The sequence below is a fragment of the Providencia sp. Me31A genome (genome assembly GCF_050487165.1).
GTDB lineage: Bacteria > Pseudomonadota > Gammaproteobacteria > Enterobacterales > Enterobacteriaceae > Providencia.
This window is the reverse complement of sequence record NZ_JBKQGZ010000012.1, coordinates 102846-128150: the sequence shown is the minus strand read 5'-3', so window position 1 is coordinate 128150 and position 25305 is coordinate 102846. Positions and strand designations below refer to the sequence as shown.

19 protein-coding genes are annotated in these 25305 nt (G+C 41.1%); 7 read left to right on the top strand and 12 right to left on the bottom strand.

Annotated features, from left to right (window positions below):
* Positions 1-34 precede the first annotated feature (34 nt).
* Positions 35-406: a hypothetical protein gene (locus tag ACLPIE_RS11860; protein WP_430261822.1), complete on the bottom strand. Its 372-nt coding sequence runs from the start codon at positions 404-406 to the stop codon at positions 35-37.
* A gap of 362 nt (positions 407-768) precedes the next feature.
* On the bottom strand, positions 769-1017 hold the full coding sequence (locus ACLPIE_RS11855; RefSeq protein WP_430261821.1) for a penicillin-binding protein: 249 nt from the start codon (positions 1015-1017) through the stop codon (positions 769-771).
* Positions 1018-1650: 633 nt separating this feature from the next.
* Between ACLPIE_RS11855 and ACLPIE_RS11850 the strand changes: the two genes are divergently transcribed.
* Both ACLPIE_RS11850 and yddG read left to right on the top strand, forming a co-directional pair.
* Complete coding sequence (locus tag ACLPIE_RS11850) at positions 1651-3081, top strand: alanine/glycine:cation symporter family protein (protein ID WP_430261917.1); 1431 nt, start codon at positions 1651-1653, stop codon at positions 3079-3081.
* A gap of 188 nt (positions 3082-3269) precedes the next feature.
* Entirely contained in the window at positions 3270-4172 is a 903-nt protein-coding gene (gene yddG / locus ACLPIE_RS11845; protein ID WP_430261820.1) for an aromatic amino acid DMT transporter YddG, read from the top strand.
* Between the two features lie 62 nt (positions 4173-4234).
* On the opposite strand, the gene yidA is transcribed toward yddG, so the two are convergent.
* On the bottom strand, positions 4235-5047 hold the full coding sequence (yidA, locus tag ACLPIE_RS11840; protein ID WP_430261819.1) for a sugar-phosphatase: 813 nt from the start codon (positions 5045-5047) through the stop codon (positions 4235-4237).
* Between the two features lie 225 nt (positions 5048-5272).
* Positions 5273-5656, bottom strand: a complete 384-nt coding sequence (locus ACLPIE_RS11835; RefSeq protein WP_430261818.1) for a helix-turn-helix domain-containing protein — start codon at positions 5654-5656, stop codon at positions 5273-5275.
* A gap of 331 nt (positions 5657-5987) precedes the next feature.
* On the opposite strand from ACLPIE_RS11835, the gene mgrB reads away from it, so the two are divergent.
* Positions 5988-6149 carry a PhoP/PhoQ regulator MgrB gene (gene mgrB, locus ACLPIE_RS11830; RefSeq protein WP_430261817.1) on the top strand — a complete coding sequence of 54 codons (162 nt, stop codon included), beginning with the start codon at positions 5988-5990 and terminating at the stop codon, positions 6147-6149.
* Between the two features lie 230 nt (positions 6150-6379).
* Positions 6380-7756, top strand: a complete 1377-nt coding sequence (locus tag ACLPIE_RS11825; RefSeq protein WP_430261816.1) for an amino acid permease — start codon at positions 6380-6382, stop codon at positions 7754-7756.
* Between the two features lie 85 nt (positions 7757-7841).
* Here the strand turns inward: ACLPIE_RS11825 and pagP are convergent, their stop codons facing one another.
* Positions 7842-8417, bottom strand: coding sequence for a lipid IV(A) palmitoyltransferase PagP (gene pagP / locus ACLPIE_RS11820; RefSeq protein ID WP_430261815.1), 576 nt, complete (start codon positions 8415-8417; stop codon positions 7842-7844).
* 658 nt (positions 8418-9075) lie between these two features.
* Here pagP and ACLPIE_RS11815 point away from each other — a divergent pair.
* The 3 genes from ACLPIE_RS11815 to thiD all read left to right on the top strand — a co-directional run bounded on the left by ACLPIE_RS11815 (position 9076) and on the right by thiD (position 12484).
* Positions 9076-10632, top strand: coding sequence for a YjjI family glycine radical enzyme (locus ACLPIE_RS11815; RefSeq protein ID WP_430261814.1), 1557 nt, complete (start codon positions 9076-9078; stop codon positions 10630-10632).
* Positions 10604-11470: a YjjW family glycine radical enzyme activase gene (locus ACLPIE_RS11810; RefSeq protein ID WP_430261813.1), complete on the top strand. Its 867-nt coding sequence runs from the start codon at positions 10604-10606 to the stop codon at positions 11468-11470. Before ACLPIE_RS11815 ends, ACLPIE_RS11810 begins: the two co-directional genes overlap by 29 nt.
* A gap of 216 nt (positions 11471-11686) precedes the next feature.
* Entirely contained in the window at positions 11687-12484 is a 798-nt protein-coding gene (gene thiD / locus ACLPIE_RS11805) for a bifunctional hydroxymethylpyrimidine kinase/phosphomethylpyrimidine kinase (protein WP_430261812.1), read from the top strand.
* A gap of 34 nt (positions 12485-12518) precedes the next feature.
* Here thiD and yegS read toward each other — a convergent pair whose 3' ends face one another.
* The 7 genes from yegS to ACLPIE_RS11770 all read right to left on the bottom strand — a co-directional run bounded on the left by yegS (position 12519) and on the right by ACLPIE_RS11770 (position 24940).
* The gene (yegS, locus tag ACLPIE_RS11800; RefSeq protein ID WP_430261811.1) at positions 12519-13418 is read right to left on the bottom strand and encodes a lipid kinase YegS; all 900 of its coding nucleotides are present in this window, start codon (positions 13416-13418) and stop codon (positions 12519-12521) included.
* Between the two features lie 465 nt (positions 13419-13883).
* Positions 13884-15269 (bottom strand): prephenate-dependent tRNA uridine(34) hydroxylase TrhP, encoded by a 1386-nt coding sequence (trhP, locus tag ACLPIE_RS11795; RefSeq protein ID WP_430261810.1) that lies wholly within the window; start codon positions 15267-15269, stop codon positions 13884-13886.
* A 127-nt stretch (positions 15270-15396) separates the two neighbouring features.
* On the bottom strand, positions 15397-16086 hold the full coding sequence (baeR, locus tag ACLPIE_RS11790) for an envelope stress response regulator BaeR (RefSeq protein WP_430261809.1): 690 nt from the start codon (positions 16084-16086) through the stop codon (positions 15397-15399).
* A gap of 2 nt (positions 16087-16088) precedes the next feature.
* Positions 16089-17477, bottom strand: coding sequence for an envelope stress sensor histidine kinase BaeS (baeS, locus tag ACLPIE_RS11785; RefSeq protein ID WP_430261808.1), 1389 nt, complete (start codon positions 17475-17477; stop codon positions 16089-16091).
* Entirely contained in the window at positions 17467-20568 is a 3102-nt protein-coding gene (gene mdtC / locus ACLPIE_RS11780; RefSeq protein ID WP_430261807.1) for a multidrug efflux RND transporter permease subunit MdtC, read from the bottom strand. Before mdtC ends, baeS begins: the two co-directional genes overlap by 11 nt.
* Entirely contained in the window at positions 20568-23690 is a 3123-nt protein-coding gene (locus ACLPIE_RS11775) for an MdtB/MuxB family multidrug efflux RND transporter permease subunit (protein WP_430261806.1), read from the bottom strand. Before ACLPIE_RS11775 ends, mdtC begins: the two co-directional genes overlap by 1 nt.
* On the bottom strand, positions 23690-24940 hold the full coding sequence (locus ACLPIE_RS11770; RefSeq protein ID WP_430261805.1) for an MdtA/MuxA family multidrug efflux RND transporter periplasmic adaptor subunit: 1251 nt from the start codon (positions 24938-24940) through the stop codon (positions 23690-23692). Before ACLPIE_RS11770 ends, ACLPIE_RS11775 begins: the two co-directional genes overlap by 1 nt.
* Positions 24941-25305 lie beyond the last annotated feature (365 nt).

Here is a 25305-nt window from a genome sequence, read left to right as displayed (position 1 = left end):
GATTTGAGCTCTTTTCATTTTTGCTAAGAAAACATTATGACTTGTTGAGTAACAACTCAGTTTGAATTTTACAGGCTGAAACAGAGTCATTTAAAGACTTTTTAAAATCAGCATCATTAGCAAACTTAGATTTATGACTGCGTATTGCATCAATAGCAGATGTTAGATTCTGACGAAGGTCTGATTCAACCGTTTCTAATTTCTTCAGATCTACATTTTCACTTTTTAGTTTAGCAATTGTTTCTTGGGTTAATTCACTGCTGGTTTTGTTAGTGCTGTATGCTTCACTAAGCGCCTGGCCAGTAATTTCACAATAATCGTTGGCTATTTCACTAATATTTAATGGGGCATTGGCAGCCATTGCAATGGCGGGTGTTAGGCAAAAAGCCAGTAATAAACGCTTCATAGTCATACCTCTATTTTGCACACAATGAATGGTAATTTTATACAGCCTTAGAAAAATACTATAGCAGATTAGGCTTAAAACGGGGATGCTTGATGACTTTTTAGCATGATTTCATAAAAAATAGCCAGTATAAATACTGGCCGCTATAATTAGCAAAAGCAATGTAAATGAAAAATACGTTATATACATTACCATACAACGATTAAAAATAAAGTGATTTGTGACGATTTCATTGAATCTAAGATTCAATATGATCTTGATCAGAATACTGGGTGTAAAGAGAAGTAACGGGGCAGTTGTTAAACAAAGGCAACCAGCTGAAGAAGGTTAACATAGCCACAGCTGGTTATTTAAAGTGCGGACTATTGTTTTAACCAATGACCATGTTTAAGCACATCTTCAACGAGTTCATGTAAAACGATGTGAGCTTCATTGTCATCATGAAAGCCTTTTGTTTGAAATGTTGTTGGACCGCTATCATGGGTGATCAATAAATAACTTCCAGGATAGACCTCTAGAACTCTAGCTTTTAGCTCGGATATCAGGGATTGATAGGAACGATCAGAAAGTTGGGAAATAGGGGCGTCAGATAACTTGATATTAATTTCCATGTGGTAACCTCTTGTCTAAAAAGCAAATTTGCACTCAGTTTATTGTTAACGTTAAACATAATCAATAGTCTTATTATGATGACATGATAATGATACTAATATGTTTAAATCAAGAGTATAAATTTATTTTTATATTTAATTTTTATTTAAAATGGAGCAACAATCAGTTGATAATTAATTTTATAGATATTTACGTTACTTGTTAGATTAATTTAATATAGGCATTTTATTAGTGGTGATGATTGATTTTTAATTTTATTAATTAATCGATTAAAAAAATAGCTAAAAATCAAACGATTGATTTACCATAAGTTAAATAAATTTATTCTTCTTATATCCCCTTGTTTTTTATTTTGTTTTTTACATTAAATTGTCGCCATAATAGAAAGTAATTATGAGTTTTCAAAATGAATTATTAATAAAGCGAAAAATAATTTACATTAAAGATAAAAAAATATAATTTCAAAACCCAAAAGGGAATATTCAAATATATCATAAACCAAACTGATTGTTGTTCTTTAGGTTTACTATTTGCTAGATATGGAGACGACTTAATTATCAACTAATCTTCTATTAGTTGATTTAATAAAAAAGGAGAGTAATTTGATAGAATTTATAAACTCACTAACGAATATGATTTGGGGATCTGTACTCATTTATTTACTACTGGGGGCTGGTTTATATTTTACAATACGTTCGAAATTCATCCAAATTAGACACTTTACCCATATGTTCGCCATTATAAAAAATAGCAAACAATCTGATAGTGCAGGTATATCATCATTTCAAGCATTGTGTACCAGTTTGGCTGCAAGAGTAGGAACCGGGAATTTGACAGGGGTTGCGATTGCGTTAACAGCGGGTGGGCCTGGCGCCATTTTCTGGATGTGGGTTGTGGCATTATTGGGAATGGCGACATCTTTTGTTGAATGCACCTTAGCACAGCTCTATAAAACTAAAGATGACCAAGGCAACTATCGTGGAGGGCCTTCTTATTACATGCAAAAAGGTTTAAACCAGCGTTGGATGGGGGTTTTGTTCTCTATATTTTTGATCATTGCATTCGGGCTGGTTTTCAATGCGGTACAAGCAAACTCTATTGCTCAAGCAACCGCAGTCGCCTTTGATTTCAATCCAATTTATGTGGGCATTGGCTTAGTATTACTAAGTGGAGTGATCATTTTTGGTGGATTGAAATCCATTGCGAAGGTTGCTGAATTAGTCGTTCCTATTATGGCAGGTGCGTATTTGTTATTAGCATTTTGGGTGGTAGGGCAACATATCGAACGTTTACCAGAAGTATTTATGATGATTATTCGTAATGCATTTGGATTACAAGAAGCGGCAGGAGGAGCTATTGGCTATGGTGTTGCTCAGGCAATGACACAAGGTATTCAGCGGGGCTTATTTTCGAATGAAGCGGGAATGGGGTCTGCACCTAACGCTGCCGCATCAGCATCACCATATCCTCCCCACCCAGCATCACAAGGATATGTACAAATGCTTGGTGTTTTTATGGACACCATTGTAATTTGTAGTGCGACTGCAATCATTATTTTATCTTCGGGTGTTTTAGATAGTGGCATGGATAAAATTAATGGCATTGAATTAACTCAATTGGCACTTTCATCAGCTGTAGGAAGTTGGGGCAGTACCTTTATTGCTATTGCCATCTTCTTTTTTGCTTTTACATCGATCATTGCAAATTATGCTTATGCGGAAAGCAATATGATTTTTTTAGAGAATAATCATACGGCAAGCTTGTTTATTTTTCGCTTGGCTACACTAGGGATGGTGATGTTTGGTACATTGGCAGAGATGCCATTTATATGGAAGCTCGCTGATTTATCTATGGGGTTAATGGCTATAACTAATCTGATTGCCATTCTATTACTTTCTGGAATAGCCTTTAAATTAGCGAAAGATTATAACCAGCAGCTTGCTGCAGGAAAAATACCTACTTTTGATATTAGCCAACATCCTGAACTCAAAAAACAGTTCGAAGAGGGGATTTGGGAAAAAGATCAAATTGATAAGTGGGTGGAAAAAGAAACATCTCGTTAGCCACAAAATATAATGTATGGTGAAATTCTTAGGTGAGAGCCTAAGAATTTCTTGCAGTCACACCCATAAGGATGATTTTAAATAAAATCTCTTGCATTATAATTCTTTGAGCTATAAGTTTTTTTTAAATAAATAACGGACATTATGTTCGTGAAAATTTTATTTGGGACAATCTAGCTGAGATTATTATGAAACTGAGTCAGTATGCAGCAACGCTATACGGCATTATCTCCATTTTGCTGTGGAGCACAATGGTTGGGTTAATTCGTAGTGTGAGTGAAAATTTCGGCCCAGTAGGGGGCGCTGCTTTAATTTACACTATCGGTTCAGTGATACTCATGCTTACCATGGGGGTTCCAAAAGTAAAACAATATCCCAAGCGTTATTTGCTTTGGGGCACAATATTATTTGTGAGCTATGAAATTTGTTTTGTTTTAGCTCTAGGCTTAGCCAATACGCGACAGCAGGCCATAGAACTAGGAATGGTGAATTATTTATGGCCTAGTTTCACCATCGCTTTAGCTGTATTTTTTAACCGACAACGTTTTACTTTATTGTTAGCAATAGGGTTAGTATTAGCATTTATGGGGCTAGTTTGGGTTATTTCAGGAGACCAGCCTTTATCAACAGAAGCTATCCTTACTAATGTACAAAGTAATCCACTTTGCTATTTATTAGCTTTTATCGGAGCTATTGTTTGGTCATTTTATAGTAATGTTACCAAACGAATTTCAGGTGGACACAATGGTATGGTGTTGTTTTTTATTATGACCGCCATAGGGTTATGGGGACTTTACCTATTTAATGGCTCTAGCTCATTTAATATCAATAGCCAAAGTCTTTTATTATTGGTTGTTGCTGCCATTGCGACTGGTGGTGCTAATGCATTATGGACATTTGCCGTTATTAAAGGCAATGTGGCCTTCTTAGGTACTCTATCTTATTTTACCCCTGTTATTTCAACTGCTTTTGCATCTGTATTATTAAGTACAGCATTAACTTTAAGCTTTTGGCAGGGAGTCTTAATGGTAACAATGGGATCGATAATTTGCTTTTTGGCCACACGACAAAAGCCACATAGTCATAAATGACAGCGCTTGCTTAAGCGAGCGCTGGGAATAGGATAAGTTAAAATAAGCAGAGGTAAGGCTTCTTAGTCATTAATAAATTTATTAATGGCGACTGCAACGCCATCTTCTTCATTCGTACTTGTTACAAATTTCACCATTTGGCGGATTGGCTCAATGGCATTTCCCATAGCAACGGAGACACTGGCATACTGTAGCATTTGGATATCATTATTTTGGTCGCCAATGCTCATTACTTTATCTGGTGTGATGCCTAACTTTTCACAGATATTTTGCAATGCCGCCCCTTTGCTGGATGTTTTATTGGAAATTTCTAAAAAATAAGGGCTGGTTCGAGTTAGCGAGTAATTTTCAAAGACGTTCTCTGGTATATAGCTAATGCCCGTATCCAGTTTTTCTGGATAGTCAATCATCATAAATTTGGTAAAAGCGAGCGAGCTGTCCATTTCATTTACCGGGCAATAAATAAGAGGCGTATTTGTTAAATAAGCGTCTGTTACCGTATAATGGCTTATATGGCGGTTTGCCGTGAACATACTATTGTCTGCAAGTGCATGCATGTGAACCCCAACATTTCTTGCAAGTTCTTCAAAGTATTGATAATCATCGAAATCTAATAAGTTTTCAACTAAATGGCTACCATCACTTGCTTGGTGAATGACACTTCCATTATTACTGATGCAATAGTTATTGGCGGTGTTTAAGCCTAATTCTTTTAAGTAAGGGGCAATTCCTGAAAAAGGACGGCCTGAAGCAAGAATGATATGGATACCTTTTTGTTGAGCCCGCTTGATAGCGTCTTTTACAGTGGAAGATATCTGATGCTGGGGGGGAAGTAATGTGCCGTCTAAATCAATGGCGACCAGTTTAATTGACATCCAATGCCTCCTAAAATTAGTGCTTTGCCCCCAGTACATTACTCCAATTATTTAGAATGTAAATTACCGAAGTCAGATAATAGGCTTGGAAAGGAACGCAGAAGCGACAAGCCAGTGAACAGAACACAGGGAAGGGTGCCTGTTCGAAATAGCGTTGTCTTGAAAATGGCAATGTTTTATCGCATTAAGTTTATTCATCTATAAATTAATGCTCTTAAAGCATTCTCACTCATAATCGCCAGTTAAATGTAGCGGCTGTTTTATATCAAGCTGGATTTGTTCATTTTGCCTAAAATCAAATGGCGTAATGCCATATTCCTTGCGGAACATGTAAGTAAAATGTGACTGGGAACCAAAGCCAAAATCTAAAGCGATATCAAAAATGGATTGGTTACTGTTGCGAAGTAAATTAACTGCACCTGCAAGACGGCGCTGGCGGATATATTTTCCCAGTGAAATCCCGGTAACTTCTTTAAAGATTTTTTGCATATGCCAAAGTGAATATCCAGAGTAAGCAGCGAGCTCTTCTAAATGAATCACGCGGCCTAAATGTTCTTCTATCCATTTACTCAAAGCATAAACAAGTGCTAAGTGGTTATCTTGTGGCATCTCGATTTATTTCTAGTTTTACGGTAGCAGGAGTATACACAACTTCAATTCCTCATGACAAAGGCTGCTTGTGCGGTATTTGTTATTTTATGAGCAAAAAAAGCACAATCAGAACAAGTTAACACGGGATTGCATTGAAAATGAGCAAAATTCGCATAAAAATAGACAAATTGCTTATTTTCTCAAATTTGTGATTACAGGTTAAAGTACTATTCAAATTATGAATATGTATTGAGCAACGCTATAGCTTGGTCAATCACGAAATGACAGTGTCTCATCATTGTAATCAATTGAGAAATAAAATCATCATTAATAATTGAAGGGATACTCGGTGTTCAGTCGTAAATTAATTATTGTTATTAACATTATTTTAAGCGGCATTTTCCTCTATATTTTAGCGATGGATAGTTTAGCGATGGATAGTTTTTGTGATCAAGGTGGCGAAAACCTTGTTTTCGGTGTTTGTCATGTAACTGATTTGTTACCATTTTGAATTTGCTTTTTAATGCACAATACTTGATATTGAATCGGCATTATCATCGGTGAATATCATTTTATAATACGATGAATAACAAAAATAACTAATAGCACCTACTTTTGGGCTATTTAATGTAGAAACAGTGGTAGAAGAGTGTAGTGTTAATAAGAAAATTCACATAAACTTGCACGATTATTATTATGTTGGATGATAAAAAATAAGTAAAAGGACGAAAGGGTAAAGTTATGGCGCAACAGCAGCAGACGCTAAAGCGGGGATTAAAAAATAGACATATTCAGTTGATTGCTTTAGGGGGCGCTGTTGGTACAGGGTTATTCCTAGGGATAGCAACAACAATACAAATGGCAGGCCCCTCGGTTCTGCTTGGTTATGCCCTGTGTGGGGTTATTGCTTTTCTTATCATGCGTCAGCTAGGTGAAATGATTGTTCAAGAACCTGTTGCTGGTTCATTTAGCCATTTTGCATTCAAATATTGGGGGGGCTTTGCGGGATTCCTTTCCGGATGGAACTACTGGTTTATGTTCATTCTGGTTGGGATGACAGAATTAACCGCTGCGGGTAAATATATGCAACATTGGTGGCCTGATCTGCCTATTTGGGTCTCTGCTGCCGTATTTTTTGTTGCTGTAAATGCCGTTAACTTAGTCAATGTGCGTTCATATGGTGAAACGGAGTTTTGGTTTGCTCTCATAAAAGTCATTGCGGTCATTGGGATGATTATTTTTGGTTGCTATTTACTATTTAGCGGCCATGGTGGCTCGCAAGCGAAAGTGAGTAACTTGTGGGATTACGGTGGTTTCTTCGCGAATGGTTTCAGTGGGTTAATTATGGCGCTTGCCATTATTATGTTCTCATTTGGTGGCTTGGAATTGGTGGGCATTACTGCCGCAGAAGCAGAAGACCCAGATAAAAGTATTCCAAAGGCCATTAATCAAGTGGTTTACCGTATTTTGATTTTTTATATTGGTTCACTTGCGGTGCTATTAGCGTTATATCCTTGGGTAGATCTGGATGGTAAAACGAGTCCTTTCGTCTTAATTTTCCATGAGCTTGGGGATTTACTTGTTGCCAACTCACTGAACGTAGTGATTTTGATTGCTGCATTGTCTGTGTATAACAGTGGGGCTTATGCGACAAGCCGTATGTTGTATGGCTTAGCTCAACAAAGTAATGCACCAAAATTCCTAGTGAAAGTGAACAAAGGCGGGGTTCCCGTCATGGCTTTATTGGTTTCGGGTATTGCTACTTCGGGTGGCATACTGATTAGTTTTGTGATGGAAGGTAAAGCTTTCGAATTATTGATGTCATTAGTGGTAACGACATTGGTTCTAAACTGGATCATGATTTGTGTTTCAAATCTGAAGTTTAGAGCTGCAATGAATAAACAAGGTATTGAAACAAAATTCAAAAGTATTTGGTACCCGTTTGGTAACTACCTATGTTTAGCATTTTTGCTGCTTATTCTTGGTATCATTCTCACGATGGATGGCTTACGTGTTTCAGTATTAATCATGCCATTGTGGATCGCTGTTCTCTGGGTTGGTTATCAGTTCTCTGGTGCTAAGAAACAACATGCAGCGAAAAGTCAGTCAACGCACTAAACCTAGTTATTGATTGTTTGATGTAAAAATAGCCGGTAGATAAAAATCGCCGGCTATTTTTTTGTTTTTCAATGAAAAGGTGTGGTTACCACTGCCAACGTAACCAAGCAAATAATACGTTTCCGTTATTATAAGTTCCCGGAATGTATGTCGCTTGCAGTGAAAGTTTATCATATTCCACTGAAACTAGCGGAAGTGGTGCAGGGATTGGAATATAGTACATATCTTTACGTGCAGTCACACTTAAAGTAAAGCCAGCTCCCATACGGAAACCATCAATATCCCCAGGAACCCACATTTTTTGGAATCCGTACCCTGCAATTGGCTCCCAATCATTATGTGAATCTTTGAAAGCCATTGCATAAATAGCATGCCAGTCATTATCTTCATCATAGCGGTATTTGCCGAAACCAAAGCCCCAAGGTCTTTCGTTGTATTCGTCTGTTTTCTTTTTATCGTACATAGCACGGTTGTGCCAAGTCACAGCAGGGATATAAAGCTCATATTTGTCAGAGTCCCATGTGGTACTCACATTGCTAGTGAACTTATCCCATAAATTGTTAGGTTGCTCATTCGCAAAGGCAGGCGATGATATGTAAATTGACGTACTCATGAGTAATGAGGTGCTTATGGCCAATTGTATGTTTTTAGAAACTCTCATTGTAGATCCAGTTCTGTATTGCAGATATAAAAAGAGGTTTAGTTCACTAATAGTTGATGGATTAGCTTATAGGTATAATTTTGAATTCAACTATTTTAATTAAGATATATAGAAGATAGTAGTTTTAATTGCATTACTAAGAATAATAATCTGTTTTCGTAGTAGAACGGTTTAACTTCATAGCGTCCAAAAAGGAATACTATTAGTGAATGATATCAATTTAGTCTATTAAGTAATCAGGTAAAGTGTTTTTTTTTTTAACAAGATCCTATCGCTATACAGATAGGGGCTTCGAAAGATAAGTAAAAATGATGATTTTTCCAATTTTTGTATTTAACGAATTGTTATTAAAACTAAATTTTACTTGCTAAGCAATTACAGCTAGTAATGTTGATACAGCAATCATTTATGAAAAATACTCTGTAAACAAAACCAAAAAATATGATGTGTGTCAAATAATAAGTGTTCCCAATAGGATGAAATGGATGCTAAAGGCAGAAAACATGAGCTGTCATACACCAATGATGACAGGGGCGGTCTCTATTATTGGATTATAGGTGACTGATTGGCTAGATTAACGCCAAACCGTTGTAGTAATCCATCACATTAGCACGGTTGTGAAAATGTCCGCTCCTAAAAAGTAAGAGGGAATATCGCTATGATGAAGCGCCAAGAACCACTGAATGATTATCAAGCTAAATGTTTGGCTATCGCGACAGATAAAATATTGTCGCCAAAGCAAAAAGCAAATTTTTTGGCGGGTGAAGCGGACAGCAACATACCTTATCTTGCCATGAGCAAGCCGCTTGCTGATGCACTAAGTGAGCGCGTAATTTGTGATATGTATGAAGGAAATGCACCCTATAAACCGCGTTATGTCTTGCCTGACTATGAAAAATACCTTAAACAAGGCTCTGCTTATTTAGAGTTACCCCCAGCGGAAGATTTTGATGATGCACTCAATCATTTGATGATTTTGTACCATCACGTTCCTTCTGTGACAAATTTCCCTGTCTTTCTTGGTTATATTGATAAACTGCTCATGCCTTATGTTGGCGAACTGACGGAAGAACAGTTATATCCGAAACTAAAACGATTTTGGATTCAGCTAGACCGCACATTACCTGACGCGTTTATGCATGCCAATATTGGCCCCGATGACAACGTCATTTGTCGCTTAATACTGCGTATTGATGCCGAGTTGAAGCAGGTAGCACCAAACTTAACCTTTGTTTATCATCCACAACGCACCCCTGAATCGCTGTTTTTACAAGCGATTGAAAATATCTGTGAGTGTAGTAAGCCGCATATAGCGAATGATATTATTCACAGTGCTGCTTTTGATAAACAAGGTTACGGTATTGTCAGTTGCTATAATGCATTGCCTGTTGCTGGCGGTGGTAGCACGCTTGTTCGTATTAATCTACGCGAAGTCGCTTTGCGCAGTCAAAATTCAGCCGATTTTTTAGCAGTACAACTTAAAAAGTACTGTGAGTTACAAATGGAGTTGATTGAAACTCGTAGCGCATTCTTATTTGAAGAGTCGAATTTCTTCCAAACCAGTTTTCTTGTGCATGAAGGGTTAATTGACCCTATGCGTTTTGCGCCCATGTTCGGGATTTATGGGTTAGCGGAAGCCGTGAATATTTTAATGGAAAAAGATGGGGTTAAAGGCCACTATGAACCTAATTCTCCTGCATTACCATTAGCTTATCAAATCAGCGAACAACTGGCGGATTTTGTGGATGCAACGCCGGTTAAATATGGTTATAAAAACCGAGCAATGTTACATGCTCAATCGGGTATCAGCTCTGATATTGGCACAACGCCAGGAGCCCGTCTTCCTTATGGTGAAGAACCTGATCCGATTTCGCATATTCAAGCCGTTGCTCCTCATCATAAACACTATTTATCAGGGATCAGCGATATTCTTACGATAGACGAGACCATTAAGCAAAACCCACAGGCATTATTGCAGTTGTGTAAAGGGGCATTTAGCTATGGTATGCGTGAGTTTACTGCGAATGTGGCAAGTAATGATTTGGTGCGTGTAACCGGCTATATGGTACGTTTATCCGATATTGAAAAGTATAAAGAAGAAGGTTCTAGAAGTAATACAACATGGTTAGGGGAAGAAGCCACAAAAAACTGTAAGATAACAGCCCGTCAGCAACGAGTGATAAGTAATGAGCAATCGATGCGCTACACTGAATAAAATTATTCCTTTTTCCTGTGTAGATGGGCCAGGTAACCGCCAGGTATTTTTCTTACAAGGGTGTAATTTACGTTGTTTGAATTGCCATAACCCTTATACGATGGCGTTGTGTGACGATTGTGGGGACTGTGTGGTAACTTGTCCCCATGAAGGCTTATCCCTTATCGATGGCAAAGTTGTCTGGGATAGCGATGCTTGTCAATTATGCGATACTTGCCTACAGACTTGCACTAAGAACGCGAGCCCTATGACGGTGTCATTGAGTGTTAATGATGCCGTTAATAGTTTATTAAAAAATGTTGTTTTCCTAAATGGGGTGACTATCAGTGGCGGGGAGGCAACCACTCAATTACCGTTTATTATTGATTTATTTAAAGCGATTAAAGCATCACCAGAGCTTAAGCACTTAACCTGTTTTATTGACAGTAATGGGCAGCTTGCGGCAACTGGTTGGAATAAAGTTATTGATTACACCGATGGTGTAATGATTGATTTAAAAGCATGGAGCGATGAGTGCGCGCTGTGGCTAACGGGTAAAGATAATCAACGGGTCTTTGAAAGTATTCAATTATTAGCTCAAGCCAATAAATTATATGAGCTGCGTTTGCTGTATATTCCTCAGCAAACTGATTATGAGGAACACATTGATGAGCTTGCGGATTTTCTGGTGAAGCTTCCTGAAAATACTCGGATAAAAATCAATGCGTTTCAGCAACATGGTGTGAAAAATGAAGCTGCAAACTGGCCTGCCGCAACTCGGGAGGATGTGGAGACATTCGCGCAGGCACTGCAACAGCGTGGTGTTGGGGAACTTCATTTACCGAATGTGTATTTATAAGACAGTCTAATCTTCCTTATCTAATATATTCCTTCTTTTTATCTAAGCCATTAAAATTCATTCACTAATCGCTGGTAATTACTTAATGATATGAGACAATCAAAGCGGTTTTATTGATTGATTTAAAATCATTTTCAACAAATTATTCATGTCTAATATCACGGCCTGCGCTGTTGGTCGTATTCATAATGCTATTAGTCGAAAGGGGAACCATCCATGAGGATCAATGCATTAACCATCGCCGGAACAGACCCATCGGGTGGGGCAGGTATTCAAGCTGATTTAAAAACCTTCTCTGCTTTAGAGGCATATGGTACGAGTGTGATGACGGCATTGGTTGCTCAAAATACACGAGGGGTACAGTCTGTGCAGGACTTGCCTCCTGAGTTTGTCGCGGCTCAGTTAGATTCGGTTCTCAGCGATGTACGTATTGATAGCGCAAAAATTGGCATGTTATTCAACCAAAGTAATGTCACTGTGGTGGCTAATGCATTGAAACAATACAATATTCCTTATGTCGTATTGGATACGGTGATGGTGGCTAAAAGTGGTGACCCACTGTTATTGCCGGATGCGGTTGATGCATTACGCCAACAATTGATGCCATTAGTTTCAATCATTACTCCTAACTTGCCAGAAGCGGCGGTTTTGCTAGACGAAAAAGTGGCACAAACCGAAAGCCAAATGCTCTCGCAGGGTTATAAATTATTAGAAAAGGGCTGCCAAGCAGTATTGATGAAAGGGGGGCATTTACAGGATGCAGAAAGTCCTGATTGGTTGATAACTCCTGAAGGGGAATGGCGTTTTACGTCTGTGCGTATCAATACTAAGAATACGCATGGAACAGGCTGTACATTATCCGCGGCACTGGCTGCATTACGCCCACGTTGTGCCGACTGGCAAACCACGGTCATACAGGCAAAAGCGTATTTACAGGCGGCTTTAAAAAAAGCAGATAGCTTGGAAGTTGGAACTGGGATAGGTCCTGTTCATCATTTTCATGCGTGGTGGTAATGAAGCCCTTTTTAGGACTTCATTTTAGGGTGAATTAAATTAATAAACTGCATTGGGGTGGTAATCGGCACTCAATAGCATTTGCTTGTATTTTAAAGGTAAAGCTATCCCCAGATAACGGTTCGCCATCAAGGTTTAGCACCATATCATGGGGGGATGAAATTTTGATCCATGATAATGTCTTTTCGACCAGATGTTCATTTTTATCGGTTGAAAATAAATTAGTTAAAAAGGCAGGGATCACATCTCTGGCTGGGATAATCAGTAAATTGAGGGCTCCATCATTAATTAGTGCTTGTGGGGTAAGTTGTTGCCCGCCTCCAGCTTGCTTACCATTACCCACTGCAATGACTAAGGTTTCACCTTCCCAGCTAAAATTATCACCTTCAATATGGCAAATATCGGTTTTTAGCGTGTCAGGGCGAAGTAGGCCGTTGATGACATATGCTGCGCCACCTAATGCAGACTTCAGCGCTTCAGGGGTTTCTGTGGTGATACGCGTACCAAATCCCCCCGTTGCCATATTAAGAAAATAATATTGGTCATTGACTTGGGCAACATCAATTGCAACAGGTTTTCCTTTAATTGCCAATGCTAAAGCCGCTTCAATATCTAAAGGAATATTCGCACTGGTGGCAAAATCATTTGCGGTGCCCATTGGTAATATCCCTAAAGCAGGACGATGACTAGCAGGAAATTGCATTAAAGTGCTTGCCACAGCATTAATTGTGCCATCGCCGCCTGCGGCAATAATCGTATCAACATTGCTTTCTATTGCTTGGGCAATAAAATTATGTGTATCAGCCTTTTCCCAAGGGATACGAACCTGAATGTGATGACCTTCTTTGCGTAAATGGGCAACTCCTTTACGTAGTTCAGGGTTATTAGATTGTTTTCCATTGAGAATAATCATCGCTGATTGATACTTATTCATAAATATTGTTCCCTATGGCTAATATTTAAAATAAGTATAAAAGGGATCGGTTTATTTTGTTATAGAAAATACATGAATAGTCAGAATATAGTGTGAGGAAAAGGTAACAGATAAAAGAAATGGCTAGCTCAAGGGAGATTGAGCCAGCCAAGGAGGTGGTTCCTAGTCTTATTTTATGACTTTCTAGTTCTTCGTTTTCGATAGTGACTATACGATATTGAATAGCCAATTGATGTGATCTGTTGCATAAAAATGGATATTGATTGCACTTTTTAATTAAAATGTCAACAACGAGAATGATTCTCATATGCAAAAAAGCATATAAAGTAAAGTTTATGAAGACTATTTATAGTTATAGGAAATTATAGGAAAAGCCAAAAACTCAACTGATTAGGTGCTGAATTTTTGGCTAGACTATTTTGAACTGTATGGGTAAAGCGCGGCTATTGGTGATTAGCTTGGTGATTAGCTCGCAATGTGGTTTTCTGACGGTGCTTGATGCGGGGCACGAGTTGTGGTGCCTGCAAGATTGCGGATCAACAAACCAAAATTAACATCAATATCTTCAGGAATAGGCAAATAGACGACGTGACCATTGCCCGGTGCGACATCAACGGCTTCACCTTTACGGTTGGTTAGTGCATCTAAGGTAAAGACAATATTGCCTGCTGGCGTCATCATTTCTAAGCTATCGCCCACACTAAATTTATTTTTAACATCAACTTCTGCTAATCCATTAACTCGCTTACCGGTAAATTCCCCGACAAACTGCTGAGTTTCTGAAACGGAATAGCCATATTCGTAGGTTTGGTAAGCGTCATGAGTATGGCGGCGTAAGAAACCTTCGGTATAACCGCGGTGTGCAAGCCCCTCTAGAGTCGATAGCAACGTTGGGTCAAAGGGTTTTCCGGCAACGGCATCATCAATGGCACGGCGATAAACTTGTGCGGTACGAGCACAATAATAAAACGATTTTGTGCGTCCTTCGATTTTTAATGAATGAACACCCATTTTGGTTAGGTTTTCAACATGTTCAATTGCACGTAAATCTTTAGAATTCATAATGTAAGTGCCGTGTTCGTCTTCAAAGGCGGTCATATACTCACCCGGGCGTTTGGCTTCTTCTATCATAAAGACTTTGTCGGTTGGGGCGCCAGCACCTAATGTCGGTACTACGTTTTGCACGGGGATAGGTTCGTGAACGTGGACAATATTACCCACATCGTCTTCTTTACCTTCTTGGACGTTATATTCCCAGCGACAAGCATTGGTACAAGTGCCTTGATTTGGGTCACGTTTGTTAATGTAACCGGATAACAGGCAACGACCTGAATATGCCATACACAGCGCACCATGCACAAAGACTTCAAGCTCAATTTCAGGAACTTGCTGGCGGATTTCTGCAATTTCTTCAAGAGACAATTCACGGGATAAAATCACCCGTGTTAAGCCCATTTGTTTCCAGAATTTTACTGATGCCCAGTTAACTGCATTAGCCTGAACTGACAAATGAATATCCATGTTAGGGAAGGCTTCTCGTACCATCATGATAAGGCCTGGATCTGACATAATTAGCGCATCAGGTCCCATTTCAATGACAGGGGTTAAATCACGAATAAACGTTTTTAGCTTGGCATTATGTGGGGCAATATTGACGACCACATAAAACTTTTTGCCAAGCTCATGGGCTTCTTGTATACCTTTAGCAAGGTTTTCGTGATTAAATTCATTATTACGGACACGTAAACTATAACGTGGTTGGCCTGCATAAACGGCATCGGCACCGTAGGCAAAAGCGTAGCGCATGTTCTTTAATGAACCGGCTGGGGATAAAAGCTCTGGTGTAAACATGGTTAATCTCTATCTGATGTCAAGTCAGCACGATCCTCAATGAGGTCGCGTTTTATGGGAGGGGGATTTTAACGCTATTTGATAAAAAAACCAAATATCCCACAAAAATAGTATGTCTATTGGCTGGTTAGTATTCATCCCATCGATAACCAAGGCCGTAAATTGAGCGAATAAATGTTTTCTCGCTATCTAGTGATTCTAATTTACGCCGTAAGTTCTTTACATGGCTATCAATGGTGCGGTCGGTGACTATCCGGTGGTCGTCATACAAAATATCCAATAATTGATCACGAGAGAAAACAATTCCTGCGTTATCTGATAAAAATTTCAATAAACGAAACTCTGCGGGAGTTAACTCTAATAGTTGTGCGCCATAACGTATTTGAAACGCATTTTCATCGATAATTAGCTTTGTCTGGTGATTGAGAGGCTCAATTGTTGGCTGGCAGCGCCGTAAAATAGTTTTAACGCGAGCCACGACTTCACGCGGGCTAAACGGTTTGCAGATATAGTCATCAGCGCCAATCTCTAACCCGAGCAAACGGTCAATTTCCTCTGTCTTGGCTGTGACCATCACAATAGGTACATCACTAAATTTACGTAATTCGCGGCAAACGGAAAGACCATCCATTCCCGGTAACATCAGGTCTAATAAAATCAGTGCAGGTTGGTGTTGCTGAACATAAGGGATAACCTCATCCCCTCGAGCAAGCAACATGGGCTGGTAGTTAGCGGCTTGCAAGTAATCATATAAAAGTTGGCCTAACTTCGGTTCATCTTCAACAATCAAAATAGGTGTATTACTTTGTTCTACCATGATCACGACCCTTTATCTTTTGATTGAATAGGTAAATTAATGGTTATGGTTACGCCACCAAGTACGGAAGGCGTCGCGGTTATTGAGCCATTATGCGCTTCGACAATATTATAGCAAATTGCTAGTCCTAAACCTGAGCCGCCACTGGCTCGGTTGCGTGAACCTTCTGCGCGATAAAAGCGTTCAAAAAGATGTTCACACTGTTCAAGGTTTAGGCCAGGGGCACTATCTTGCCAAATAATACTAACTTGCAGATGATCTTGTTTGATTTGGATCGCAATTTTACCTTGTGGGTCGGTATAACGCAGGCTATTTTCCATCAAATTATAAAACAACTGAGTTAGTCGGTCAGGGTCTGCAAATACAACAACAGGGTCGCTAAATTGCCGTTCGACGGTGAGTTGTTTTGCTTCTAAACGCCAACGTGCTTGCCCAATAACCATTTCAATTAATGGTACGATATCAATAGATTGTTTTCGATAAACTAAGGAGCCCCTGTCCGAGAGTGAAAGCTGGTGAAGGTCATTTACTAGTTTAATCAAAGTCTGCGTTTCGTTTAATAGGGAATTAATAGTATCAGGTGTCGCTTGTCGAACGCCATCTTGTACTGCCTCTAATTCCCCGCGCAATACAGAAAGTGGGGTTCGTAGCTCATGGGAAATATCCGCCATATAGTCGCGGCGCATTTGCTCATTTTTCTCAAGGGTGGATGCAAGGTGGTTAAAATCTTTTGCCAATTGACCTAATTCATCACGCCCCGTTTCAGGGACACGTGTTGTAAAGTCGCCACTGGCGAGGTGGTTAGTACCTTCCAATAAACGCTTGATCGGTTTTAGAAAACTACGAGATAAGAAAATTGTGGCGATTAAGGCGACGAATAAGGAAAGTCCTGCAATGATCCAACTGGTGTACATTTGTTTACTATCGAATCGGCGGTCGAGTGCACTGCTGATCTTATCTTCATAACTCGCTACAAGCCAACCCACCGTCTTTCCATCATCAGTGATAATCGGTTCACGCAATACTTTACTCGGCAATTCGGTGTCTTTGCCGAAAATCAGTCGGTTTTGCACATCATAAACCCAAAAAGTAGTGCGCCAACGTTGGCGCATTGGACCACGATGTTGTTGGTGTTCTACTGATCTTAAAATTCGAAAGAAAGTGCGCTCATCGCTTAATAAAAAATGCCAGTTGCCCATTTCTGCATATTGTTCAGCGAGAGCGGAAGAAACCAGTTCAAGGCGCTGCTGGTCATTTTCTTTAATATAGTCGATAAAACCATGTTGAAAACTCATGCGTACGCCTTGGTGCATAATAAGCACTAAGAGCAAGCATGTAGCAAAAATTGCCAAGAAAAGCCGAGTTCTAACGCTGTTAAACCTAAGCTTCATGGTTATTCTCCGCTATTGGGCGTCGTAACTGCTTTTTACGTGCCCAGCGTTGCCTTAAGCTGTCAAAACTTAAATACACGACAGGTGTCGTAAATAGCGTCAGTAATTGGCTCATAATCAATCCACCGACAATGGTGATCCCCAATGGTTGACGTAATTCAGCGCCATCACCTGTGCCTAGCATGAGTGGAAGCGCACCGAATATTGCCGCTAATGTGGTCATAAGGATTGGGCGAAAACGCAATAAACTTGCGCGGAATATGGCCTCTCGGGCGGTTAAACCAGCGCTTCTTTGAGCTTGGATTGCAAAATCCACCATAATGATGGCATTTTTCTTCACAATCCCAATTAATAGCATGATACCAATTAAGGCAATCAAGCTAAATGGCGTATCAAATAACTCTAAGGCTAATAGTGCCCCGACGCCAGCGGAAGGTAGGGTCGATAAAATCGTCAACGGGTGGATGTAGCTTTCATATAGGATACCAAGCACCAGATATACAGTGACAATGGCAGCCAAAATTAAAAACAATTGTGATTTTAGCGTTTCTTGAAAGATTTGTGCAGTACCGGCAAAAGATCCTCGGATTGTTGATGGGACGCCTAGGGCGGTCATGGTTTTTTCTATTTCTGCCATTGCATCATTTAATGTATAGCCATCTGCAACGTTAAATGCGATGGTGGATGAAGCGGATAGCCCTTGGTGATTAACGCTTAATGGTGCATTTGCAGGTTGCCAACGCGCAAAGTAGGAAAGGGGGATCGCTTCACCATTTTTATTAATTACAAACATCTTATCGAGGGCGCTGACATCTTGCGTATACTCAGGTGCGACCTCCATCACCACTTTATATTGGTTCATGGCTTCATAGATAGTGGAGACCTGACGCTGACCGAAAGCATTATTTAGTAGGCTGTTGGCTTCACGGACATCGATGCCGAGTTGTGCCATCAAATCGCGATCATAGGTGATAGCCATTTCCGCGCCTTTGTCTTCCTTATCGGAGTTCACATCGGTAAGTTGCGGTAATTCGCCTAACGCTTTACGGATAGCAGGCTCCCAATCGCGCAGGGCAGAAAGTTCATCCGCTAATAAGGTAAACTGATAACTGGCATTAGCTTGGCGGCCACCGACACGAATATCTTGTACCGGCATCATAAATAAGTTGGCTCCCGGTTCATTTGCTAACTTCAATCTTAGCCGGTTGATCACTTCCGCAGAGCTGTCTTTGCGCTCACCCAGTGGTTTTAATGAAATATACATAAAGCCGCTGTTAACTCGACTACCACCGGTAAAACCGGTCACATTGTCAGTGGCTGGGTCATCTTTAACTTGCTGCATAAAGCGCGTCATTTTTTCTTTCATTGATTGGAAAGAAATACTTTGGTCTGCGCGGACGAACCCAAGAACACGGCCAGTGTCTTGTTCAGGGAAAAAGGTCTTAGGGACTGTAATATAGAGATAGGCATTCAAGCCAATGGTGACAAATAAAATGGCCAGAACAGTGCGACGATGGTCTAAAACCCAGTTCAATGCGACGCCGTAGCTTTCTTGTAAGCGGATCAGCACTCGGCCGAATCCACGGTGTTTTGCTTTAACATTACGTTGGCGTTTTTTCAGTAAATAAGCGCACATCATCGGAGTGAGTGTGAGCGAAATGACCAATGAAATACCAATTGCTGTGGCGAGGGTGATGGCAAATTCACGGAATAAGCGTCCGACGAGCCCATCCATTAAGAGCAATGGAATAAAAACCGCCACTAAGGAAATACTCATGGAGACAACGGTAAAACCGACTTCATGTACCCCTCTGACCGCTGCAATAAAGGGTCTTGTACCATTTTCAATGTGGCGAGAAATATTCTCTAATACCACAATGGCATCATCGACCACAAACCCCGTCGCAACCGTTAATGCCATCAATGATAAATTGTTAAGGCTAAAGCCACATAAATACATGGCAGTAAAAGTACCAATTAACGAAACCGGCACGGCAATTGCTGGGATTAAGGTAGCTCTGCCTGAGCGTAAGAACAGCAGAACCACTAAAATCACGAGGGCAATAGCAATGAGCAAGGCGCGCTCAACTTCTGCGAGAGAAGCTCTAATGGTTGGGGTTCTATCTTGCGCGACTTTTAAATCAATTGCCGCAGGGATCATGTCATTAAATTCCGGCAACTGTGCACGAATGCGGTTAACGGTTTCAATAATATTTGCGCCTGCTTCCCGACGAATTACTATTAAAATAGCGGGTTTTCCGTCGGCCATACCGGCTGCACGCACATTTTCAATAGAATCTTTGACATTGGCGACATCACTGAGCTTAACTGCATTTCCTCCACTGTAGTGGACAATGATCGGCCGATAGTCCGCCGCTTTTTTTAATTCATCGTTGGTTTGTACCTGATAACGCTTGTCGTTGTCGTTAATATAGCCTTGAGGTTGACGAACGTTTGCACTGCTAATGGCAGAGCGCACAGCATCAAGGGAAACGCCTTGGTTAAATAGGGCGGTTGGATTTAATTCAACACGCACCGCAGGAAGTGAACCACCACCGACAGAGACTTCACTAACGCCCTCAATTTGAGCAATACGCTGAGCAAGGCGTGTAGAAGCAATGTCATAAATTTCCCCTGTCCCCATGGTTTCTGATGTCATTGTCAAAATCATGATTGGCGCATCAGAAGGATTTGATTTGTAATAGCGGGGGCGGCTAGGCATACCACTAGGTAGTAAGGTCTGCGCTGCATTGATGGCCGCTTGTACTTCACGTGCCGCGTTATTGATATCTTTATCGAGGTTAAATTCAAGAGTGATAGTGGTACGGCCTAATGCACTGCTTGATGTCATTTCGTTGATCCCCGCGATACTACCGAGAGAACGTTCCAGCGGTGTTGCAACAGAAGATGCCATCGTTTCGGGTGACGCCCCTGGAAGTGACGCTGTCACGTTTATCACGGGGTAGTCCACTTGAGGTAGCGGTGAAACAGGTAAGAATAAAAAGCTCAACGCACCACATAAGGTGATCGCCACACTAATCAGCGTGGTGGCGACGGGGCGACTAATAAACAAGGCAAAAAAGCGTTTCATTATGACACCTGTGCCTTATTGGCTTGGCGACGCGCTTTAAAATAATGAGAAAGGCGGTCGAACAATAAATAAATGACCGGCGTGGTAAAGAGTGTCAGAATTTGGCTCATAATCAAGCCGCCAACCATACAAATTCCGAGAGGTTGACGTAATTCAGCACCAACACCGCCACTTAGCATTAATGGCAATGCCCCCAATAAAGCGGCCATCGTCGTCATCAATATTGGGCGAAAACGTAATAAACAAGCCTGATAAATAGCATCATAAGGTGACATTCCTTTCTCACGCTCTGCGGCAAGGGCAAAGTCAATCATCATGATGGCATTCTTCTTAACAATCCCTATCAGCAAGATAATCCCGATGACGGCAATCACATCAAGGTCTTTTCCTGCCATTAACAAGGCTAATAGCGCACCCACGCCAGCGGTGGGTAGGGTGGATAAAATCGTTATCGGGTGAATAAAGCTTTCATACAAAATACCCAACACGATATACATAGCGACAATCGCAGCGGCAATTAGCCAAATCGTACTGCTCAGTGCAGCCTCAAAGGCCAGTGTGGCACCTTGGAATTGTGTCGTAATGGATTTTGGCATCGCAATTTGTGACTCTGCATACTTGACTGCATTGACCGCAGATTCAAGGGATGCACCATCCGCAACATTAAATGAGAAGGTGACCGCAGGGAATTGGTCTAGATGATTAATCGCAAGTGGCCCATTTCCCTCTTGAATATTCACAAGGGTACTTAGCGGCACAATTGCGCCATCCGTGCCTTTGAGGCGGATATCATTCAATGCATCCATGCCATCGCGGGTTTGAGTATCATGCTCTAAAATAACGCGATATTGATTCGATTGGGTGTAAATGGTGGAGATCATGCGTTGACCAAATGCATTGTACAGTGCGTTATCAATCGCTGACATGGTAATACCAAAACGACTAGCGGTATCACGGTTGACATTCACATAAGCAACCAAGCCTTTATTTTGCCAATCACTGCTGACATCGCTGAGCTCGGGTTGTTGTTCTAAAGCGGCTAATAACTGTGGTACCCAAGTGGCCAATTCATCCAAAGAACCGGCTTGTAAGGTAAATTGATATTGCGTTCGAGCTACTTGAGTATCGATGGTGAGGTCTTGCATGGGTTGCAAATACAAATTCACGCCTGAAATCTTATCAGCAGATTGTTGCAGGCGGTCAATGATAGCAACCACACGATCGGCTCGTTCATCGAGAGGTTTTAGAGTAATTTGGATGCGAGCGTTGTTCAATGTCGCATTAGTGCCATCAACGCCCACATAAGTGGTCACGTTATCAACGGCAGGGTCAGCAAGTAGTACTGCGGCGACGTCTTGTTGCTTTTTAGCCATCGCGGCATAGGAAATAGATTGGCGACTTTCAATTGAGCCTTGAATGATCCCACTGTCTTGTAATGGGAAGAAGCCTTTTGGTATCCACATATACAGCAAGACAGTGAGTACCATGGTACCCAACGCGACGGACAGTGTTAACCATTGGTGATTAAGAATACGTTTGAGCCAAATAGCATAACCGGCAACCATACGGTCAAAGAAACGTTCGCAGGCTAATTCAAAGCGATTATGTTTATGCTGTGATTCAGGTTTTAGCAATCGTGCGCACATCATTGGTGTCAATGTGAGCGACACCACTGCGGAGATTAAAATGGCAACTGCGAGGGTGATGGCAAATTCGCGGAACAACCGACCGACAATATCACCCATAAATAGCAGTGGGATTAATACAGCAACTAACGAAAAGGTAAGGGAAATAATGGTAAACCCAATTTCTCCCGCGCCTTTTAAAGCCGCGACAAGGGGTTTATCCCCTTGTTCAAGGTAACGGGATATATTTTCGATCACCACGATAGCATCATCCACGACGAAACCCGTGGCGATGGTGAGAGCCATTAAAGTGAGGTTATTGACAGAAAATCCGCAAAAATACATAACCGCAAAAGTTCCCACGAGGGATAAAGGTACGGCGATACCGGGGATTAAGGTGGCGATGCCATTGCGCAAAAATAGGTAAATCACCATGACAACCAGAGCAATGGCTAACATCAGTTCAAACTGGACATCATTAACAGAAGCACGAATAGTACTGGTTCTGTCCGTCAAAATATCAACACTAACCGATTTGGGTAAGCTCTCAATCAGTTCTGGTAATAATGAGCGAATTGTATCTGTTGTTTCAATGACATTCGCACCCGGTTGGCGTTGAACATTAATGACAATGGCTTGCTCATTGTTTGCCCAAGCCCCTAAATAAGCATTTTCCGCACCTTGAGCTATAGTGGCAATATCGCCAAGTCTTACGGGGGCGCCATTTTGGAACGCGACAATTAATTGGCGGTAATCCTCAAGGGATTTCATTTGGTCATTAGCTGACAATGTCACTGCGCGAGTTGGGCCGTCAAAACTCCCTTTTGCGGAGTTGACGTTGGCATTATTAATGGCAAGGCGAATAGTTTCGCTATCTAACCCCATGGAGGCCATCGCTTGTGGGTTTAAGTTAACCCGTACAGCAGGACGCTGACCACCCGCTAATGTGACGAGTCCTACGCCGTTAACTTGGGAAATTTTCTGTGCAATTCGTGTTTCAATAATATCTTGAACTTGTGTTAGCGGCATCGCATCAGAGGTGACGGCTAACGTTAATACTGGTGGATCTGCGGGGTTAACTTTGTTGTAGATAGGCGGATACGGTAAATCAGAAGGTAACAAGCTGCTTGCGGAGTTTATCGCTGCTTGAACTTCTTGCTCTGCTACCTCTAATGGCAAGGTTAACTGGAACATTAACGTAATAACGGATGCTCCACCTGAGCTTTGTGACGACATTTGTTTGAGCCCAGACATTTGTCCAAACTGAGTTTCTAATGGCGCGGTGACAGCAGACGTCATCACATCAGGACTGGCGCCTGGGTAAAGGGTGACAACTTGGATAGTTGGATAATCAACCTCTGGTAGGGCAGAAACAGGCAAAAAGCGATAACCAATAATACCGGCAAGTAAAATGGCAACCATAAACAGTGTCGTCGCGACAGGGCGCAAAATAAATAAGCGGGAAGGACCGCCGCCTTTTAACATCTCAGGCTGCATTATGCTTTCTCCGCACTATTGGGTTTGCTTTTGCGGGGTTGTTTTTCTTTTTTGGCGATACTTTCAGCAGTAACCACTTCGACGGAGGTGCCGTCTGTGAGCTTATCAACACCATCGGTGATCACTTTCGTATTTGCCATGAGCCCACTTTCAATTACCACTTGCTGGCTGTCTTGCATTCCAACGGTGACCGCGTGTTTACTGACTCTATTGTCATCACTGAGAACCCATACATAGTGGCCTTCATTCCCCATCTGTAACGCGGCAGTTGGGATCACCACGGCGTCTTGCAAGGTCTCAACCTGCATTTTTACGTTAACAAATTGATTCGGGAATAGCTTTTCGTCTTCATTTGTGAAACGCGCTTTAATTTTCAATGTACCGGTAGAGGGATCGATTTGATTATCAGTACTGAGTAATTCGCCACTGGCAATTAAAGCAATGTTGTTTCTATCCCAAGCTTCGATGCGAACTTTTTCACTTGATGACTGTGCTTGTTGAATAGATGGAATATCTCCTTCAGGAAGCGCAAACAGCACATCCGCAGGCTGGGTTTGTGTGATGATGACTATGGGGGTTGATGTACCCGCAGAGACAAAATTTCCGACATCTACTTGTTTTAAGCCAACACGTCCTGAAATGGGGGCTGTGATCTTGCTGTAAGTCAGCTGTAATTTGGCACTATCAATCGCGGCTTGGTCAACTTTAATACTTCCTTGAGCCTGCAAAACTGCGGCTTTTTGGTTATCTAACTCTTGTTGAGAAATAACTTTAGTTCCAGCTAGTTTTTGGTAACGGGCTAAATCGAGTTGTGCGTTGGCTAACGTCGCTTGGTCTTTCGCTAATTGACCTTCGGCCTGTGAAAGCTGAACTTCAAATGGACGAGGGTCAATTTGCGCCAGTAAATCACCGGCCTTGACATGTTGGCCTTCCGTGAAATAGAGCTTCATCAGCTGGCCTTCGACACGGCTAGTGACGGTGACGACATTAGCTGCTTGGACAGTACCAAGGCCGGATAAAAAGCGGGGAACGACTTTTTGTTCAGCGACGGCAAATTGAACGGGAGCTAAAACGCGAGGAGGACGACCTAGGGCACTACGTTGTGAATTGGGCTTTGCTGCGCTCGCAGAGTTAGTCGTTTCGGTAGGTTGCATTTGGTGATAAAAATACCACGAGGCTCCAGCTGCCACAATAATAGCAACGAAAATAGCAGAGCGGGTAAAAGTTTTATGGCGATTTTGTTTATTCATTTTGGGTAAGTCGCTCAACACAAAAAGTGGATAAAATTAGCTAGTCTTTAGAGCAAAAAACTAACTGAAAATAGTTAGTTACACATACTAATAGTTTAGCGTGATAGGCACAAAGAAAAATGGAGGAATTATGAATAAGTGTCAATTTATGTTGGGGATTCGTGGTTGTTTGGTCAAGTTTAACAAGAAAGTAAAAAGGTTTTGTCAGATAAATTAAAACTGAATCAGTGATGGAAATAAATTCTTTTAATTCAGTTTAATAAGAAAATAATGAATTTAGTGACTACAGACTTGAATGCCATACTTGAGTGCCATATTAATAATAAAATTTGTTTTGGGTTATAGCGAATGTGAACATGTCTGCC

Bases quoted from the DNA above. Each gene is read 5' to 3' on its own strand.
- ACLPIE_RS11860 (WP_430261822.1), bottom strand. From the start codon at position 406: ATGAAGCGTTTATTACTGGCTTTTTGCCTAACACCCGCCATTGCAATG.
- ACLPIE_RS11855 (WP_430261821.1), bottom strand. From the start codon at position 1,017: ATGGAAATTAATATCAAGTTATCTGACGCCCCTATTTCCCAACTTTCT.
- ACLPIE_RS11850 (WP_430261917.1), top strand. From the start codon at position 1,651: ATGATTTGGGGATCTGTACTCATTTATTTACTACTGGGGGCTGGTTTA.
- yddG (WP_430261820.1), top strand. From the start codon at position 3,270: ATGAAACTGAGTCAGTATGCAGCAACGCTATACGGCATTATCTCCATT.
- yidA (WP_430261819.1), bottom strand. From the start codon at position 5,047: ATGTCAATTAAACTGGTCGCCATTGATTTAGACGGCACATTACTTCCC.
- ACLPIE_RS11835 (WP_430261818.1), bottom strand. From the start codon at position 5,656: ATGCCACAAGATAACCACTTAGCACTTGTTTATGCTTTGAGTAAATGG.
- ACLPIE_RS11825 (WP_430261816.1), top strand. From the start codon at position 6,380: ATGGCGCAACAGCAGCAGACGCTAAAGCGGGGATTAAAAAATAGACAT.
- pagP (WP_430261815.1), bottom strand. From the start codon at position 8,417: ATGAGAGTTTCTAAAAACATACAATTGGCCATAAGCACCTCATTACTC.
- ACLPIE_RS11815 (WP_430261814.1), top strand. From the start codon at position 9,076: ATGATGAAGCGCCAAGAACCACTGAATGATTATCAAGCTAAATGTTTG.
- ACLPIE_RS11810 (WP_430261813.1), top strand. From the start codon at position 10,604: ATGAGCAATCGATGCGCTACACTGAATAAAATTATTCCTTTTTCCTGT.
- thiD (WP_430261812.1), top strand. From the start codon at position 11,687: ATGAGGATCAATGCATTAACCATCGCCGGAACAGACCCATCGGGTGGG.
- yegS (WP_430261811.1), bottom strand. From the start codon at position 13,418: ATGAATAAGTATCAATCAGCGATGATTATTCTCAATGGAAAACAATCT.
- trhP (WP_430261810.1), bottom strand. From the start codon at position 15,269: ATGTTTACACCAGAGCTTTTATCCCCAGCCGGTTCATTAAAGAACATG.
- baeR (WP_430261809.1), bottom strand. From the start codon at position 16,086: ATGGTAGAACAAAGTAATACACCTATTTTGATTGTTGAAGATGAACCG.
- baeS (WP_430261808.1), bottom strand. From the start codon at position 17,477: ATGAAGCTTAGGTTTAACAGCGTTAGAACTCGGCTTTTCTTGGCAATT.
- mdtC (WP_430261807.1), bottom strand. From the start codon at position 20,568: ATGAAACGCTTTTTTGCCTTGTTTATTAGTCGCCCCGTCGCCACCACG.
- ACLPIE_RS11775 (WP_430261806.1), bottom strand. From the start codon at position 23,690: ATGCAGCCTGAGATGTTAAAAGGCGGCGGTCCTTCCCGCTTATTTATT.
- ACLPIE_RS11770 (WP_430261805.1), bottom strand. From the start codon at position 24,940: ATGAATAAACAAAATCGCCATAAAACTTTTACCCGCTCTGCTATTTTC.